Raw genomic sequence first — 19,666 nt, 5'->3', positions numbered from 1 at the left:
CATGAAATTGAATACTATAAAAAAAACAGGGATATGTTTATCTATGTTGGCTACGACAATAAGTTGTACAAGTGATTTTGAGAAAATTAATACTAACCCTAATAACGTAACGCAAGTAGAATTGCAACAAGATTTTAATAATATTAAATCTTTGTTTGTTCCAATCTATAATAATATTTTTATTCTTACAGCTTGGCCGTATCAAATACAACAAAACTTACAGGGGGATATTTGGTCTGGTTATTTGGCAACACCAACAATCTTTGAAGGAGGGTCTAATAATACAACTTACAATTTTATTGATAGTTGGAATTTGCAAGCTTGGGACACTGCATACTTGACAGTAATGTCTGCTGTTGGTAAAATTGAAAAGGAAACGAAAGGAAAATACAATCAATTCTATGCTATATCTTTAATCATGAAGGTAGAGGCAATGCATAGAGTTACAGATATTTATGGTCCTATTGTGTATTCTAACTACGGAAAAGTTAATCCGGAATATGATTCTCAACAGCAAGTTTATACTCAGATGTTTAGTGAGTTAGATTTTGCAGTTGCTGAACTAACAAAGAGAATAGATGCTGGTGAAGCAACTTCTTTTAACAAAGGTTCTGATTTATCTAATTATAATGGTGATTATACCAAATGGGTGAAATTTGCTAATTCATTACGTTTAAGATTAGCTATGCGTATTGTTAAGGTTGCGCCGGCATTAGCAAAAACGGAGGCAGAAAAAGCAGTTTCTCATAAGATAGGGGTAATGACTGCTGTTGAAGACACATTTGTAGTAAATACGCCGAATTACAGTAATCCTGTTACTGCAATTTCTCAAGGATGGGGGAATATTTCAATGTCCGCTGATATAGAATCTATTATGGGAGGTTACGAAGACCCAAGATTGGGAGCATTTTTCACAAAATCAACTAGATATAATTCTAACGGAGAGTATATCGGGGTTCGTACAGGGATTAATATTATTAATGATTCTGATCACGCAAATCTTTCAAAAGTTGATATTGATAAGACAATTTGGATGACAGCGGCAGAATCTTATTTCTTGAGAGCTGAAGGTGTTTTAAGAGGTTGGAATATGAAAGGTACTGCACAAGATTTGTATGAAGCAGGTATTAAAGCATCTTTTGATCAGCATGGAGTTTCAGGCGCAGCGACTTATACTGCGGATAATGTTAAAACAGCTAAGAATTATGTTGACCCGGCTGATGCTACAAATAATGGTATAGCAGTAAATAATGTAACGGTTGCTTGGGATGGTGCTGCAACAAATGAGGTGAAACTTCAAAAAATTATTACTCAGAAGTGGATTGCAAACTTCCCTGAGGGACAGGAAGCTTGGTCTGAATTTAGAAGAACTGGCTATCCAAAGAAGTTTGATGTTCTTAAAAACACAAGTGGTGGAGTGATCGATTCACATTTAGGAGTTAGAAGAGTAAATTTTGTTACGTCTGAAAGAAATGCAAATCCAGGTGGTGTGGCATCAGGAGTTGCGAAATTGGGAGGGCCTGACAATGGTGCAACCAGACTTTGGTGGGATGTTAACGCACCTAACTTTTAATACAAGCTAAAAAAAAGAGAATATTAAGTTTGGTTAGTAAATGGTATGGGTGATGAAAGTTGCTTATACCATTTCAAAAACCAAAAGGGTAAATAGTATAAAAGAAAAGAAATGAAAAGTGCTTTAGAAATAAAACCTGATATCAGCTATAAAAGCGCGGGGAAATTTGAAGAGACAAGATTTGAAAAAATTCACAACGAAATCTTCAAAAATTCTACCGAAGCTTCCCTAATTGTAGCACAGGAAATCGCTCAATTAATCCGATCGAAACAAGAGAAAGGAAAATCTTGCGTTTTAGGTTTAGCGACAGGTTCCTCTCCTATAAAAGTATATGAGGAATTAGTAAGAATGCACAGAGAAGAAGGGCTAAGTTTTAGCAATGTAATCACTTTTAATTTGGATGAATATTATCCGATGACCAAAGAGAACAATCAGAGCTATCATCATTTTATGCATCAGCATCTTTTTAATCATATTGATATCAATCCTGATAATGTTAATATTCCAGACGGTACAATCGCTATTGATGAATTAAATCAATATTGTATCGATTATGAAATGAATATTAAAAATGCAGGAGGTCTTGATTTTCAATTATTAGGTATCGGTCGTACAGGTCACGTAGGTTTCAACGAACCGGGATCCCATATCAACTCCGGTACTCGTATTATTACACTGGATCACATTACAAGAGTAGATGCTTCGTCCGATTTTAATGGTATAGATAATGTTCCTAAAAGAGCTATTACCATGGGAGTTTCTACCATTATGAGATCTAAAAGAATTGTATTAATGGCGTGGGGTCAGAACAAAGCTGACATCATAAAAAGAACAGTTCAAGGAGATATTTCTTCAGAAGTTCCGGCCACCTTTTTACAAAATCACCCTAATGCGACTTTCGTATTAGACCAATCCGCAGCTTCAGAGCTGACACGTTTCAAAACACCTTGGTTAGTCGGAGAATGTATTTGGACACAAGAATTAAAAAGTAAAGCGATTGTTTGGTTGTGCCAAAAAACAAAACAATCCATTTTAAAATTAACAGACCGTGATTACAACAATAACGGTATGTCAGATCTTTTGGCGCAAGAAGGTTCTGCTTATGACTTGAACATCAACATGTTTAATGTTTTGCAGCATACCATTACAGGATGGCCAGGCGGAAAACCCAACACGGATGATTCGCATCGTCCTGAAAGAGCCGATCCTGCAAAAAAGCGAGTAATCCTTTTTAGTCCGCACCCCGATGACGATGTTATTTCAATGGGAGGGACTTTTTCAAAATTGATAAAACAAGGACATGATGTACATGTTGTATATCAAACCTCAGGAAATATTGCAGTAACAGATGATGAAGCTTTAAAATTTGCAGAAGTTGGCAGCGACTTTATTGGTACCGGAGCAGCGGATATTAATTTTAAATCCGTAATTGAATTTTTGAACAACAAATCAGAAAATCAAATCGATTCATTAGAGGTTCGAAAATTAAAGGGACTTATCAGAAGAAGAGAGTCTTATGCTGCCACAAGATACATCGGTTTAAAAGATGAAAACACTCATTTTTTAGATCTTCCTTTTTACGAAACAGGACAAGTTAAGAAAAACCCATTGGGACCTGATGATATTGCGATCGTAAAGGATATCATTGCTAAAATAAAACCACACCAGGTTTTTGCAGCAGGAGATCTAGCAGACCCGCATGGAACACATGAAGTTTGTCTAAATGCTATTTTTGCCGCAATGGCCGCTTTGAAACCACAAGCTTACATGGATGATTGTTGGTTGTGGCTGTACAGAGGAGCGTGGCACGAATGGGATATTCACGAAATTGACATGGCCGTTCCGTTGAGTCCATCAGAAGTATTATTAAAACGTCATGCGATTTTATACCATCAATCACAAAAAGACAGAGTTATGTTTCAAGGAAATGACTCGAGGGAATTTTGGGTTAGGGCAGAAGATCGCAACAAAAATACAGCTGTCCTTTATGACGATTTAGGTTTGGCTGAATACGAAGCAATCGAAGCCTTTAAACGTTTTGATTATTAGCGTTGTTTTTTAAAGATTCGGTTAGAGCGAATCAAATGACAAAATTCAGATTGATTTTATTGTAATTAGTGAGGTTCAATTGAAGTCCTTCTGAGTTTTGTCTCTATTATCTATTTATTAATGTTGTCTCAGGATAACATCTTTACAAAAAACATTAAAATGAAATATTTACTAGTCCTACTATTAGCGGGTTTGACCTCTAGTGCTCAAGTTCAAAAAGAGCAGCTAAATCTTATGCCGTGGCCTCAAAGTATCGTATTAAACGATGGAAGTTTTACTTTAACTAAAAATTTTAAAGTAAACATTACCGGAAATCCAAATCCAAGAATTTTTGGTGGTGTCACTCGTTTCTTGCGTCGCTTAGATGGTAGAACAGGTATTTTTTTTGAACAAGGTTTTATTACAAAACTAAATGAATTTCCTACTGCTGAATTACAGATCAATTGTGATAAAAGTGGTAAAATTGGTTTGTACGAAGATGAAAGTTATCATTTAGATATTAAAAAAGACAAAATTACAATTAATGCAACCAGCGATTTAGGGGCTTTACATGGCCTTGAAACGTTATTGCAAATCATGCAGAATAATAACACTTCGTTCTTTTTTCCAAATGCTCAAATTTCAGATTTTCCAAGATTTACTTGGAGAGGTTTAATGTTGGACGTTTCAAGACATTTTCAGCCTGTAGATGTTGTTAAAAGAAATTTGGATGGATTGGCCGCTATGAAAATGAATGTTTTTCACTGGCATTTAGTAGACGATCAGGGATGGAGAATTGAAATGAAAAAACACCCAAAGTTAATAGAATTAGCTTCAGATGGGATGTATTACACACAAGAGGAAATAAAAAATATCGTTAAATATGCTGATGAGCGCGGTATTTTAATAGTTCCGGAAATCGATGTTCCGGGCCACGGATCAGCCATTTTAACTGCTTACCCCGAAATTGGCAGTAAATTGATAACGCTGACTGGCGGAACTACAGAAAAAAATATTCAGGGAACTGCTATTGCAACCTATGGAATTGAGAGAAATGCGGGTATTTTTTCACCAACATTAGACCCTACAAATCCTAAAACCTATCAATTACTAAGTGAATTGTTTGACGAAGTATGTCCCCTATTTCCCGGGTCTTATTTTCATATCGGGGGAGATGAAAACGAAGGGAAAGACTGGGACTCAAATCCTAAAATTCAAGAATTTAAAAAGAAAAATAACTTAGCAACCAACCACGAGTTACAAACTTATTTTACCATGAAATTGATACCGATGCTTAAAAAACACGGTAAGCAATTAATGGGTTGGGAAGAGATTTTGACTAAAAACATGTCAAAAGAAGCTATTATACATGCCTGGAGAGGTCCTAATGAAGGAGTTGTGGCAGGTCAGTCTTTGATTGATGCCGTAAAAAAAGGATACAAATCAGTTATGTCAAATGGTTTTTATATCGATTTGATGTACCCAATCGAAAGTCATTATTTGAATGATCCGATGCCCAAGGGAGCCAATTTATCAGCAGAAGAAAAAGCAAGAGTGTTAGGAGGCGAAGCTACAATGTGGTCCGAACTTGCAACACCAACAACTATAGATTCAAGAGTTTGGCCTAGAACAGCTGCAATTGCAGAAAGACTTTGGTCATCAGAGAATATTACAGACGTAGCCAATATGCGCAAGCGTCTTGAAGTGGTTTCATTCAGACTGGAAGAACTTGGATTGACACACATTCGTAATAAAGATGTTATTTTAAGAAATATCGCTAACAATCAGAATGTAGAAGCATTGAATGATTTTAGTAATGTTTGTGAACCATTAAAAGGATATAAAAGAAATAAAGGCGGAACAGAATATCAGATGTATTCTCCGTTTACACTTTTTGCAGATGCTTGTACTCCGGATGCCAAAGATGCTTTAGCTTTTGATGCTACAGTAGATCAGTATTTGGGAAATAAATCACTGGAAAATAAAATAAAAGTAACTGCATTTTTAAATAAATGGATTGCAGTGAATAAAGGATTAAATGAATTGAGTGCAAATGCACCTTTAGTTCAACCCATTTTGCCTTTAGCTAAGAAATTGAGCGATGCATCAGAACAATTAGTACTTGTTTTAGATAATAAATCAACTTTAAAAGCAGAAGAATTGAAAAATCTGATCGAACAATGTGATGCTAAAGATCATGCCGATGTTGAATTGGCAGTTTTTAAAAGTTTGAAAAAATTAATGCAAAATTTTGATTTGAATTAGGAGTTAGTAAGTTTAGTTTAAGTTACCAAGATTGTTCCTGTCTCTGCCAGAAGTTTTCTGGTGGAGATGATTTTGGTAAACTGCTGAGCTAATCCGTTAAAGAATTAATAAGAGTAACCAAATAAGTATTTACATTTAAAACCAAATAAGAGAATATAACAAAACATGACAAAAAGTAGAATTTTAGATTGATGAATTACCCCCCAAATTTATCCATTTTATTTATTACAATTTTTTTAAAAAAGAAGTTATACATAAATATCAATCAATGCTATTCGCTAATGATTATGGTCGAAATCAGTAATAGTAATATTTATTTATAGAAATGAATCGAATTAAAGTACAACGATTGCAATGTTTTCTATTTGCAATTGATTGAACCCTGATTGTTGTTTGTCAGATGCTGATTTTCAGTAGCTGATGTATTGCGATTGGAATATTTACTTTCTATTAACCAATATTTATTAATTATGAAACATTATTACAGATTACTGTTTTTGTTCTTGTTGTTTCCCTTACTTGCGTTAGCCCAACCAGCTCACGGTAAAAAAGTAGTAGGGTACTATGCACAATGGGCCATTTATGCCCGGGATTACAACGTTCCCAAGATAGACGGGAGCAAGTTAACCCATTTAAATTATTCTTTTTACGGGACCACTTTTGATCCTGCCCGTCCGGAGAATACAAAGTTAAAATGTTTGGATACCTATGCTGACTTTGAGCATACAGAAGGTGGAATTCCATGGGATGCTCCTGTAAAAGGGAATTTTTATGACTTGAAAAAGTTAAAAGAAAAGTATCCGCATTTGAAAATATTAATTTCTGTTGGAGGATGGACTAAAGGTCAGGATCTTTCTCCAATTGCCGCAAGCCCGGTGGCAAGAGCTGCTTTAGCTGCAGATATGGCAAACTTCATTGTAACGTATCCATTTATTGATGGATTTGATATTGACTGGGAGTATCCGGTTATAGGAGGGACAGACGGAACTGAAGTAATTAACGGAGCTCCTATTCCTCCACAAAAACACAGTCCGGACGACAATAAAAACTTAGTTTATTTATTGAAAGCAATGCGCCAGGCAATGCCAAATAAATTAGTTACTATCGCAGCAGGAAATAACGTTAGAAATGTTGTTTCTCAGTATTTAGGACCTTTGAACAGAGGGCAATACGGAATGACTGAAGATATTTCGACTTATTGTGATTACATTACTTATTTTGGATATGATTTTGGTGGAAACTGGTACGATAAAACCTGTTACAACGCTCCTTTGTATGCAAGTGGAAATCCAAACGATCCTTTGTACGGTGCAAGCCAATCTGAATCATTAGATGAGTTAACCAATCAGTATTTGAATGTGATCGGTTTCCCTGCGAACAAATTGATCATGGGATTACCTTATTATGGTAAGATTTTTAAGAATGTTGCTAATAATGGAACTACACCTAATTTTCCGGGTTTATTTGTTGCAGCACCAAGAGATGCTACTTCGGGATGTGCTAATCCACAACCACCGGCAGGAACTTGGGATGGTCCTGCAGCCTGTGAAAAATCAGGAAGTATAGAGATTTGTGATTTAGTTGGAAATCCGGTTACAAACTCACACCCTTATCTGGATCCGAATACCATGATGGTTACACCAACTGCAGCAGCTGCAGGATGGGTTAGATATTTTGATAATACTACCAAAGTTCCTTATTTATACAATGCTGCTTTAAAACAGTTTATCACCTATGAAGATAAACAATCGATGGACTTAAAAGTGCAGTATATTAAATCGAGAAACCTTGCCGGTGGTATGGTTTGGGAACTATCTCAAGATACCAGAGGTGCAATACCTAACTCTTTACTGACTCAGGTAGATACTTCATTTGGAAGCATTGTTCCGGGGACAGTAAGCATAGCGGGTTCTGTAAAAAGCGGAACAGCTTTAGTACCTAATGTTGCCATAGAAGTAAAAAACTCAAGTAATGTGGTGGTAGATAATGTAGTTTCCGTAACAGGTAATTTTACATTCAATAATTTAGTCTCAGGTCAAAATTATACGCTTACTGCTACAAAAGCGGCTTATAACTTTACACCTGTAGTTTTAACAAATGTAACGGTTAATCAAACAGGAGTAGTAATTCAGGGAACACAACCTTTATATACGGTAAGCGGAACTGTAGTAGTTGGAACTACCACTACACCGGTTTCCGGAGTTACGGTTACAGCAACTTCAGGAACAACAGTTTTAACAGCTGTTTCCAGTGCAACTGGTACTTATAGCGTTACAGGTTTAACAGCAGGACTTAACTTTACAGTTACAGCAGCTAAAACGGGTTTTCCTTATACTCCGGCTTCAACGGTTTATAATGCAATAAGTGCTAATCAAACATTGAATTTCTCACAAGGTTCGGCAATCGTATATTACACAGTAAGTGGTACTATTTTAAATGGAACTACACCGGCTGCGGGAGTTACGGTTACAGCAACTTCTGCAGGAGCGCCTGTTTCAGCAGTTTCTAATGCAAGTGGGGCTTATAGTATTTCTCTGCCATCTGGTTCAGATTATACGGTAACGGCTGCTTCAGCAGGAAAAACATATACTCCGGCTTCAACGGTTTATACGAATTTGATAGCCAACAAAACTTTGAATTTTACAGAGTATAACGTTGGAACAAATAAAATTAGCGGTACAGTTAAAAACGGTACAGTTCCGGTTTCGGGAGCGAAAATAGAATTGATCGTGCCTTGGACCGATAATGCACACGGATGGAAAAGTGTTCTTGCCACAACAGATGCGCAAGGAAATTACAGCTTTGCTAATTCAGTAATAGACGGATATGCAATTATCTCAAGTTTGAAATTGAATTCATGGCAAAATAATGAAGTTACTTATTTACCAAGTAATTTAGCAAATTTTGCAGTTCCGACTACGCCACAAGTATATAATTTTAATACATCTGCGACGGCTAAAGTTGCTTCTTATGCAATAAATGGAAGAGTTTTAAACGGATCTACTCCGGTTTCCGGTGCTGTAATTTCGGCAGTTTCGGGTACTAAAACGTTAACTGCGACGACAGATTCTAAAGGAGCTTATACTTTTTCAGATTTAGCTTTAGGATCAGATTATAAAGTGACAGCTGTAAAAACAGGTTTGACATTCGTTCCGACTTCAACAGCTTTGACAACTACATCAGGTAACAAAACAGTAGATTTTGCACAAAGTTTGGCCAGTACAAATTTAATTAGTGGTACTGTAAAAAATGGTTCTACTCCGGTATCAGGTGCTAAAGTAGAATTGGTTGTGCCTTGGACTGACAATACACACGGATGGAAAAGTGTTCTTGCTACAACAGATGCGCAAGGAAACTTCAGCTATGATAATACGGTTGTAGCTGGTTATGCGCAGGTTTTAAGTTTAAAATTGAACTCTTGGCAGAATGGGGAAGTAGCTTATTTTCCAAACAATCTGGCGAATTTCGCAATGCCAACAACGCCACAAGTTTATAATTTCAATACACAAGCGGTGGTTGTGACTAAACCAGTGGTTGCTATTACAGCGCCAACAGCTTCGGCGATTGCTATAAATTTAGGAGCAGCGATTAATTTTGTTGCTAGTGTTGGATTAAGTGCTGCTGATGCTACTACAATTTCATCTGTTGTATTTAGTTTAGATGGACAAAGCTTGAATGCTACCAATTCTTCTGGAACTTATACAGCGATTTGGACACCAGTAGCAAATCAGTTTTCGCTTAGTCATACCTTAACTGTTACGGCTACTGCGTCAAACGGAACAACAGATTCAAAAACATATAGTTTTACATTAACTTGTTCTGGTGCAAACTGCCCAAATCAATTACCTGTAGTTACTTGGAATTCACCATCGAATACTACTGTATACCAAAGTACTTTCCAAGTTGTGCCAATTTCGGTTACAGCGGTTGATAGTGACGGATCGGTTTCAGGTGTTACTATTACCATCAATGGTGGTACGTTCAACATGACAGCAAGTGCAAATAATACCTATACGTATAATTTTACACCTACTGCTTATCAAGATTATCCGGTTGTAATCAAAGCAACTGATAATAGATCTGCCGTAACTACATTAAACAATACGGTTAAAATTGCTCCAATAGGCACCAACAGATTTATTCCGCTTCCTCCAAAAGTTATTTTAGGATATGCGCATTCTTGGGAAAATGCCGGTGCTCCATTTTTATATTTTTCTCAAATGGTGGGAAGTAAGTTTAACGTAGTTGATTATGCTTTCGTAGAAACCGTTAATCGTGATGGTTATACACCAGTATTAACTACAAATGATACTAGATATTTGACGAATAATGTTTTCAATAAGCAATTGTTGAAAAACGATATAAAATCCTTAAGAGATAGCGGCGTTCCTGTTATTGTTTCTATTGGAGGTCAAAATGGTCATGTTGTTTTGGACAATGTAACTCAAAAAAATATTTTTGTTAATGGTTTAAAAGCAATTATTGATGAGTATCAATTTGATGGAGTTGATATTGATTTTGAAGGCGGATCGATGAATTTTAATGCAGGAGGTTTAAGAGATATTTCTTATGCGGGTATTTCTGCTTATCCAAGATTGAAAAACGTAGTAGATGCTTGCAAAGAATTAAAAGCACACTATGGCCCTGGATTCTTATTAACTGCAGCTCCGGAAACACAATACGTACAAGGAGGATATTCTACCTATAATGATACTTTTGGTTCCTTCCTGCCAATCATTCAAAACTTGCGTAATGAATTGGATTTGTTAGCTGTACAATTGTATAATACAGGTGGTGAAAATGGATTAGATGGCCAATATTATGGTTCAGCTAAGAGAGCAAACATGGTAACTGCCCTAACGGATATGATAATAAAAGGGTATAACATTGCTACAACCGGAATGCGTTTTGATGGTTTACCGGCTTCAAAAGTTCTTATTGCATTACCCGCTTGTCCAAGTGCAGCAGGTAGCGGTTTTATAACGCCGGCAGAAGGAATTAATGCGATGCATTATTTAAGAACCGGAACGACTTTTACAGGAAGAACATACACGATGCAGCCAGGCGGACCTTATCCTTCTTTAAGAGGTTTAATGACTTGGTCAGTAAACTGGGATGCTTCTTCTTGTGGTAATTCATCTGAATTATCTAAAGCTTACGCAGCATATTTTGCCTCACAAGCAGCGGCAAAAACTTTATCTCTGGATAAAATTGAAGCGAAGAGCAGTACAGTAGCTTATTTTAAAAATGATGCTTTGTCAGTTTCAAATGAAACAGAAGATATTGCTCAGGTGGATGTATTTAATACTATTGGACAACCTTTAGTAAGTCATAAAAATATTCAAAATAATAAAGAAATCCTGATTCAGAACAGAAACTTTACGACTAAACAATTGTTTGTCGTTATAGTAACGGATAGAGCAGGAAATAAAAAATCATTCAAAGTGATGAACTTTTTAAACTAAGGTTTAGAACTAAAGAATGGAAAATTTAGAAATAAAAAAATTGGGACGGTTAAAATTGAGTTTGGTTATTTATTTTTTAATCTGGTTTTTATATTTCGAATAAATGCTGCGAATTGAGGTGATTTGTTATTTGGTTTTCGCCTGAAGGAATGCATTATGAACCCGACAATTGTATTGTCGGGTTTTTTTTTGCCGTTTTTCGAGATTATATTTTATAAGTTTTATCGATTATTTAAAATTCCTACAAACATATTTCTTTTGTTATATTTGTAAATAATTTCCTATTTTTAAAAATAAAAGAATGGTCGGGGAGAATGTAAGAAAGATTAGGGTAATCAAAGGATATTCTCAGCAATACATGGCTGTTTTGTTAGAGATTTCACAAGCGGCGTATTCAGATATTGAGACTGGTAAAACAAGGATCAGCTTAGATAAATTACAGAAAATAGTTTTAATCTTAAACCTTGAGTTGAGTTATGTGGTTAATTTTCATGAGAATTCAATATTATGCTCCAATCCGAATAATTTGATGAGAAATGAAGGAGGAATAAATGAGGTTAAAACTCATTTTGATAAAGAGAGAGCACTTTACAAAGAACAAATAAATACTTTAAAAGATGAAATTGTTTACTTGAGAAATAAACTTGATGGAAAGGAGTAGGAATGATAGAATGGCTACTTTTTTAAGATAGAATTAAACCAAATTATTATTACAGTATAACTTAAAATAAAAACCTTAGAATTTGATTTTGGCTCTCTTTGTTAAGTTTCATGGCGAGATTGTTTATTAATTCATATGGTCTAGCAAAACTATGCTGGCTTTTATGGTATTCTCACTTGAAAAACATAAAAAATAATTATAAAAAGAAACATTGAGATTGAAAATCAAATAATATAAGTACAAATCATAGATTACCAAAAGCAAAGTATTTAGATTGATGAAATTCATTTTTTTTGTGCTTGAATATTCATTTTAACAGTGTTACGAATTCAATCTGTTCCTTAGATTCCTAATTTTTTTACTGATGTGTCAAATTTTGGCAGTAACGGTAATGTGATTTGGAATATTTATTTATTAACTAATTTTTTTATTATGAAACACTGTTACAGATTACTGTTTTTGTTGCTGTTTCCCTTACTTGCGTTTGCGCAGCCAGCTCATGGCAAAAAAGTAGTAGGGTATTATGCACAATGGGCTATTTATGCCCGAGATTTTAATGTTCCCAAGATAGATGGGAGTAAGTTAACGCATTTGAATTATTCTTTTTATGGGACAACTTTTGATCCTGCTCATCCGGAGAATACAAAGTTAAAATGTTTGGATACCTATGCTGACTTTGAGCATACAGAAGGTGGAATTCCATGGGATGCTCCTGTAAAAGGGAATTTTTATGACTTGAAAAAGTTAAAAGAAAAGTATCCGCATTTGAAAATATTAATTTCTGTTGGAGGATGGACCAAAGGTCAGGATCTTTCTCCAATTGCCGCAAGTCCGGTGGCAAGAGCTGCTCTGGCTGCAGATATGGCAAACTTTATTACAACTTATCCATTTATAGATGGATTTGATATCGACTGGGAGTATCCGATAATGGGGGGAACAGATGGTACTGAAGTACTTAATGGTGCTATAGTTCCTGTACAAAAACACAGTCCGGATGATAACAAAAATTTAGTTTATTTATTAAAAGCAATGCGTCAGGCAATGCCAAACAAACTAATCACGATTGCTGCCGGAAACAATGTTAAGGATGTATCTAAACAATATTTAGGACCAAACAACAGATCACAATATGGAATGACTGAAGATATCACAACATATTGTGACCATATTACTTATTTTGGATATGATTTTGGCGGAAACTGGTACGATAAAACCTGCCATAATGCTCCGTTGTACGCAAGTGGAAATCCAAACGATCCGCTTTACGGTGCCGCGCAGTCAGAATCACTTGATGAGTTAACCAATCAGTATTTAAATGTAATTGGTTTTCCAGCTGATAAACTAATTATGGGATTGCCTTTTTATGGGAAAAAGTTTGAGCACGTGGAAAATAATGGCACTGATCCAAATTTACCGGGATTGTTTGTTGCCGCACCAAGAGATGTAGTTTCGGGATGTACAAATCCACAATCCCCTGTCGGTACTTGGGACGGGTCAGCTGCATGTGAACGTTCCGGAAGTATTGAAATTTGTGATTTAGTAGGCAACCCAGTTACCAATTCACATGCTTATTTGGATGCGAATACGATGTTAGTGACACCAACTGCAGCTGCTGCAGGATGGGTGCGATATTTTGACAATACAACCAAAGTCCCATATTTATACAATGCTGCTTTAAAACAGTTTATCACCTATGAAGATAAACAGTCAATAGATTTAAAAGTACAGTATGTTAAAGCTAAAAATTTAGCAGGTGGTATGATTTGGGAGGTCTCCCAAGATACGAGAGGTTCAATTCCGAATTCATTGTTAACTCAGATCGACGCTTCATTCGGTAGTATTGTTACTGGTACAGTAAGTATTGGTGGTTCTGTAAAAAGCGGTAATGCTTTATTAACCAATATTACTGTTCAATTACGTGATGCCAATAATGCTGTTTTACAAACGATTGTTTCTGCAACAGGAAATTTTACATTTAACAATCTTGTTCCGGGTAAAAATTATGCTATTACTGCAGTAAAGACTTCTTATACTTTTGTACCAGTTAATTTAGCCAATGTCGCGGTTAATCAGACAGGAATAGTCATTCAAGGAACACAAACGTTCTATACGGTAAACGGGACTATTTTAAATAATGCTAAACCGGTTTCAGGAATTACAGTTACTGCCGCTTCTCAAGGAGTAACGTTTACAGGAGTTTCTAACGCAAGTGGAATTTATAATATCAGTCTGCCGTCCGGAGCTGATTATACAGTGACAGCAGCTTCATCAGGTTACAGCTATGCACCGGCATCGACCATTTTTGCTAATTTAATGACCAATAAAACAGTAGATTTTGAACAAAATGTAGTTCTTGCAATCATTAGCGGAACAGTTAAAAATGGAGCAAATCTAGTTTCTGGTGCTAAAGTTGAATTAACCTTGCCTTGGACTGACAATTCACATCCATATTTAAGCAAAATTGCTATTACAGATGCACAAGGAAAATATAGTTTTGATAATGCTATTTTGGCTGGATATACTACAATTTCAAGTTTAAAATTAAATAGTTGGGATAATGGTAACGTAACTTATTTACCATCAAATCTGGCAAACTTTGCTGTTCCGGCAAATGCTACAGTTTATGATTTTAGTACTAGTGCCGTTACATCAACGTATTATACTGTAAGCGGAACTGTTTTAAACGGAAGTACTCCGGTTTCTGGCGCTACAATTTCGGCTGTTTCTGGAAGTACAACTTTAACAGCTACTTCTGATGCTTCAGGAAATTATTCGGTTGCGAATTTAATTTCAGGATCAGATTATACGGTTACAATTGTAAAAACAGGATTAACATTTACTCCTGCATCAACAGTTTATACTGCTATTGCTGCTAACAAAACGTTGAATTTTACACAAACTGTTGTAACGCCAACTTACTATACCGTAAGCGGAACAACTAAAAATGGAACTACAGCTGTTTCTGGTGTAACAATCTCAGCAGTTTCGGGATCAACAACTTTAACAGCTACTTCAGATGCAAGTGGAAATTATACAGTTGCTAATTTAGTAGCAGGATTAGATTATACAGTAACAGCTGCAAAATCAGGTGTAACATTTACACCAGCTTCAACAGTTTACACAGCAATTGCTGCTAATAAAACGTTGAATTTTACACAAGTTGTTACTCCGGTATATTATACCGTAAGCGGAACAGTTTTAAATGGAGCGACTGCAGTTGCGGGAGTTACAGTTTCAGCAGTTTCTGGCGCTACAACTTTGACAGCTACTTCTAACGCAAGCGGAAATTATACAATTGCAAATTTAGTTGCAGGTTTAGATTACACGGTTACAGCTATGAAAACTGGTTTAAGTTTTACACCGGCTTCAACTGTTTATACTGCAATTGCTGCAAATAAAACGTTGAATTTTGTACAAGGAGCACCAGTTGTTTATTACACAGTTAGTGGAACAATTTTAAATACTTCAACTCCGGTTTCAGGCGTTACAGTTACAGCTACTTCTACAGGTGGAACTTTTACAGGAGTTTCAAATGCAAGTGGTGTTTATACGATTAGTTTACCGTCTGGTGGTAATTACACCGTAACTGCAGCTCTAACAGGACAAACGTATACACCAGCTTCTACAGTTTATACTAATTTAATAGCTAACAAAACTTTAAACTTCTCACAAGATGTTATTGTAGTTGGAGTAAATAAAATTAGCGGAACAGTTAAAAATGGAGCAAATCTAGTTTCTGGTGCTAAAGTAGAATTGATTTTACCTTGGACAGACAATTCACATCCATATTTAAGCAAAATTGCTATTACAGATGCACAAGGAAAATATAGTTTTGATAATGCTATTTTAGCTGGATATACTACAATTTCAAGTTTAAAATTAAATACTTGGGATAATGGTAACGTAACTTATTTACCATCAAATCTGGCAAACTTTGCTGTTCCGGCAAATGTTACAGTTTATGATTTTAGTACTAGTGTCGTTACACCAACGTATTATACTGTAAGCGGAACTGTTTTAAACGGAAGTACTCCGGTTTCTGGCGCTACAATTTCGGCTGTTTCTGGAAGTACAACTTTAACAGCTACTTCTGATGCTTCAGGAAATTATTCGGTTGCGAATTTAATTTCAGGATCAGATTATACGGTTACAATTGCAAAAACAGGATTAACATTTACTCCTGCATCAACAGTTTATACTGCTATTGCTGCTAACAAAACTTTGAATTTTACACAAACTGTTGTAACGCCAACTTACTATACCGTAAGCGGAACAACTAAAAATGGAACTACAGCTGTTTCTGGTGTAACAATCTCAGCAGTTTCGGGATCAACAACTTTAACAGCTACTTCAGATGCAAGTGGAAATTATACAGTTGCTAATTTAGTAGCAGGATTAGATTATACAGTAACAGCTGTAAAATCAGGTGTAACATTTACACCGGCTTCAACAGTTTACACAGCAATTGCTGCTAACAAAACGTTGAATTTTACACAAGCTGTTGTAACGCCAACTTACTATACCGTAAGCGGAACAACTAAAAATGGAACTACAGCTGTTTCTGGTGTAACAATCTCAGCAGTTTCGGGATCAACAACTTTAACAGCTACTTCAGATGCAAGTGGAAATTATACAGTTGCTAATTTAGTAGCAGGATTAGATTATACAGTAACAGCTGCAAAATCAGGTGTAACATTTACACCGGCTTCAACAGTTTACACAGCAATTGCTGCTAATAAAACGTTGAATTTTACACAAGCTGTTACTCCGGTATATTATACCGTAAGCGGAACAGTTTTAAATGGAGCGACTGCAGTTGCGGGAGTTACAGTTTCAGCAGTTTCTGGCGCTACAACTTTGACAGCTACTTCTGACGCAAGTGGAAATTATACAATTGCAAATTTAGTTGCAGGTTTAGATTACACGGTTACAGCTGTGAAAACTGGTTTAAGTTTTACACCGGCTTCAACTGTTTATACTGCAATTGCTGCTAATAAAACGTTGAACTTTACACAAGTGGTTGCTCCAGTATATTACACTGTAAGTGGATCAGTATTAAACGGAGCGACTGCAGTTTCGGGAGTTACAATTTCAGCAGTTTCTGGATCAACTACATTAACGACTACTTCAGACGCAAGTGGAAATTATACACTTGGTAGTTTAGTTTCAGGGTCAAATTATACAGTTACAGCTGCAAAGACAGGATTAAGTTTTACTCCGGCATCGACAGTTTATACTGCTATTGCTGCTAATAAAACATTAAACTTTGTGCAACAAGTTGTTGCAGGTGGAACTTTAATCAGCGGAAGTGTTAAAAGCGGATCAAGTCCAGTTTCAGGCGCTAAAGTAGAATTGATTTTACCTTGGACAGACAACACACACGGTTATGTAAGTATTATTGCTACTACTGATGCTTCAGGAAATTTCAGCTATGCTAATTCAGTTTTATCTGGTTATACTACCATAACAAGCTTAAAAATGAATTCTTGGCAGAATGGGGAAGTAGCTTATTTTCCAAATAATCTGGCGAATTTCGCAATGCCAACAACGCCACAAGTTTATAATTTTAATACACAAGCGGTGGTTGTGACTAAACCGGTGGTTGCTATTACAGCGCCAACAGCTTCGGCGATTGCTATAAATTTAGGAGCAGCGATTAATTTTGTTGCTAGTGTTGGATTAAGTGCTGCTGATGCTACTACAATCTCATCTGTTGCATTTAGTTTAGATGGGCAAAGCTTGAATGCTACCAATTCTTCAGGAACTTATACAGCGGTTTGGACACCAGTAGCAAATCAGTTTTCGCTTAGTCATACCTTAACTGTTACGGCTACTGCGTCAAACGGAACAACAGATTCAAAAACATATAGTTTTACATTAACTTGTTCTGGTGCAAACTGCCCAAATCAATTACCTGTAATTACTTGGAGTTCACCATCGAATACTACTGTATACCAAAGTACTTTCCAAGTTGTGCCAATTTCGGTTACAGCGGTTGATAGTGACGGATCGGTTTCAGGTGTTACTATTACCATCAATGGTGGTACGTTCAACATGACAGCAAGTGCAAATAATACTTATACGTATAATTTTACACCTACTGCTTATCAGGATTATCCGGTTGTAATCAAAGCAACTGATAATAAATCTGCTGTAACTACATTAAACAATACGGTTAAAATTGCTCCAATAAGCACCAACAGATTTATTCCGCTTCCTCCAAAAGTTATTTTAGGATATGCGCATTCTTGGGAAAATGCTGGTGCTCCATTTTTATATTTTTCTCAAATGGTGGGAAGTAAGTTTAACGTAGTTGATTATGCTTTCGTAGAAACCGTTAATCGTGATGGTTATACACCAGTATTAACTACAAATGATACTAGATATTTGACGAATAATGTTTTCAATAAGCAATTGTTGAAGAACGATATAAAATCCTTAAGAGATAGCGGCGTTCCTGTTATTGTTTCTATTGGAGGTCAAAATGGTCATGTTGTTTTGGACAATGTAACTCAAAAAAATATTTTTGTTAATGGTTTAAAAGCAATTATTGATGAGTATCAATTTGATGGAGTTGATATTGATTTTGAAGGCGGATCGATGAATTTTAATGCCGGAGGTTTAAGAGATATTTCTTATGCGGGTATTTCTGCTTATCCAAGATTGAAAAACGTAGTAGATGCTTGCAAAGAATTAAAAGCATACTATGGCCCTGGATTCTTATTAACTGCAGCTCCGGAAACACAATACGTACAAGGAGGATATTCTACCTATAATGATACTTTTGGTTCCTTCCTGCCAATCATTCAAAACTTGCGTAATGAATTGGATTTGTTAGCTGTACAATTGTATAATACAGGTGGTGAAAACGGATTGGATGGCCAATATTATGGTTCAGCTAAAAAAGCAAACATGGTAACAGCCCTAACGGATATGATAATAAAAGGGTATAACATTGCTACAACCGGAATGCGTTTTGATGGTTTACCGGCTTCAAAAGTTCTTATTGCATTACCCGCTTGTCCAAGTGCAGCAGGTAGCGGTTTTATAACGCCGGCAGAAGGAATTAATGCGATGCATTATTTAAGAACCGGAACGACTTTTACAGGAAGAACATACACGATGCAGCCAGGCGGACCTTATCCTTCTTTAAGAGGCTTAATGACTTGGTCTGTAAACTGGGACGCTTCTTCTTGTGGTAATTCATCTGAATTATCTAAAGCTTACGCAGTATATTTTGCTTCACAAGCAGCGGCAAAAATGTTATCTCTGGATAAAATTGAAGCGAAGAGCAGTACAGTAGCTTATTTTAAAAATGATGCTTTGTCAGTTTCAAATGAAACAGAAGATATTGCTCAGGTGGATGTATTTAATACTATCGGACAAGCTTTAGTAAGTCATAAAAACATTCAAAATAATAAAGAAATCCTGATTCAGAACAGAAACTTCACGACTAAACAATTGTTTGTCGTTATAGTGACGGACAGAGCAGGAAATAAAAAATCATTCAAAGTGATGAACTTTTTAAACTAAGGTTTAGAACTAAAGAATGGAAAATTTAGAAATAAAAAAATTGGGACGGTTAAAATTGAGTTTGGATATTTATTTTTTAATCAGGTTTTTATATTTCGAATAAATGTTGCGAATTGAGGTGATTTGTTATTTGGTTTTCGC

6 protein-coding genes are annotated in these 19,666 nt (G+C 35.9%); all 6 read left to right on the top strand.

The window, feature by feature from the left end:
- The first annotated feature begins 1 nt into the window (after position 1).
- Positions 2–1,573, top strand: coding sequence for a RagB/SusD family nutrient uptake outer membrane protein (locus LNP23_RS19075; RefSeq protein WP_230002437.1), 1,572 nt, complete (start codon positions 2–4; stop codon positions 1,571–1,573).
- Between the two features lie 111 nt (positions 1,574–1,684).
- A complete protein-coding gene (nagB, locus tag LNP23_RS19070) occupies positions 1,685–3,622 on the top strand; it encodes a glucosamine-6-phosphate deaminase (protein ID WP_230002436.1) in 1,938 nt (645 codons plus the stop codon).
- A 159-nt stretch (positions 3,623–3,781) separates the two neighbouring features.
- Positions 3,782–5,866, top strand: a complete 2,085-nt coding sequence (locus LNP23_RS19065; RefSeq protein ID WP_230002435.1) for a beta-N-acetylhexosaminidase — start codon at positions 3,782–3,784, stop codon at positions 5,864–5,866.
- 470 nt (positions 5,867–6,336) lie between these two features.
- Positions 6,337–11,331, top strand: a complete 4,995-nt coding sequence (locus LNP23_RS19060) for a glycosyl hydrolase family 18 protein (RefSeq protein ID WP_230002434.1) — start codon at positions 6,337–6,339, stop codon at positions 11,329–11,331.
- A 301-nt stretch (positions 11,332–11,632) separates the two neighbouring features.
- A complete protein-coding gene (locus tag LNP23_RS19055) occupies positions 11,633–11,992 on the top strand; it encodes a helix-turn-helix domain-containing protein (protein WP_230002433.1) in 360 nt (119 codons plus the stop codon).
- A 432-nt stretch (positions 11,993–12,424) separates the two neighbouring features.
- Entirely contained in the window at positions 12,425–19,525 is a 7,101-nt protein-coding gene (locus LNP23_RS19050; protein WP_230002432.1) for a glycosyl hydrolase family 18 protein, read from the top strand.
- Positions 19,526–19,666 lie beyond the last annotated feature (141 nt).

It is taken from the genome of Flavobacterium cupriresistens (genome assembly GCF_020911925.1).
GTDB lineage: Bacteria > Bacteroidota > Bacteroidia > Flavobacteriales > Flavobacteriaceae > Flavobacterium > Flavobacterium cupriresistens.
Note: the sequence above shows the minus strand (reverse complement) of the source record. Positions and strands in the feature narration are given on the sequence as shown.

Coding starts and splice junctions, on each gene's coding strand:
- LNP23_RS19075 (WP_230002437.1), top strand. CDS start 2: ATGAAATTGAATACTATAAAAAAAACAGGGATATGTTTATCTATGTTG.
- nagB (WP_230002436.1), top strand. CDS start 1,685: ATGAAAAGTGCTTTAGAAATAAAACCTGATATCAGCTATAAAAGCGCG.
- LNP23_RS19065 (WP_230002435.1), top strand. CDS start 3,782: ATGAAATATTTACTAGTCCTACTATTAGCGGGTTTGACCTCTAGTGCT.
- LNP23_RS19060 (WP_230002434.1), top strand. CDS start 6,337: ATGAAACATTATTACAGATTACTGTTTTTGTTCTTGTTGTTTCCCTTA.
- LNP23_RS19055 (WP_230002433.1), top strand. CDS start 11,633: ATGGTCGGGGAGAATGTAAGAAAGATTAGGGTAATCAAAGGATATTCT.
- LNP23_RS19050 (WP_230002432.1), top strand. CDS start 12,425: ATGAAACACTGTTACAGATTACTGTTTTTGTTGCTGTTTCCCTTACTT.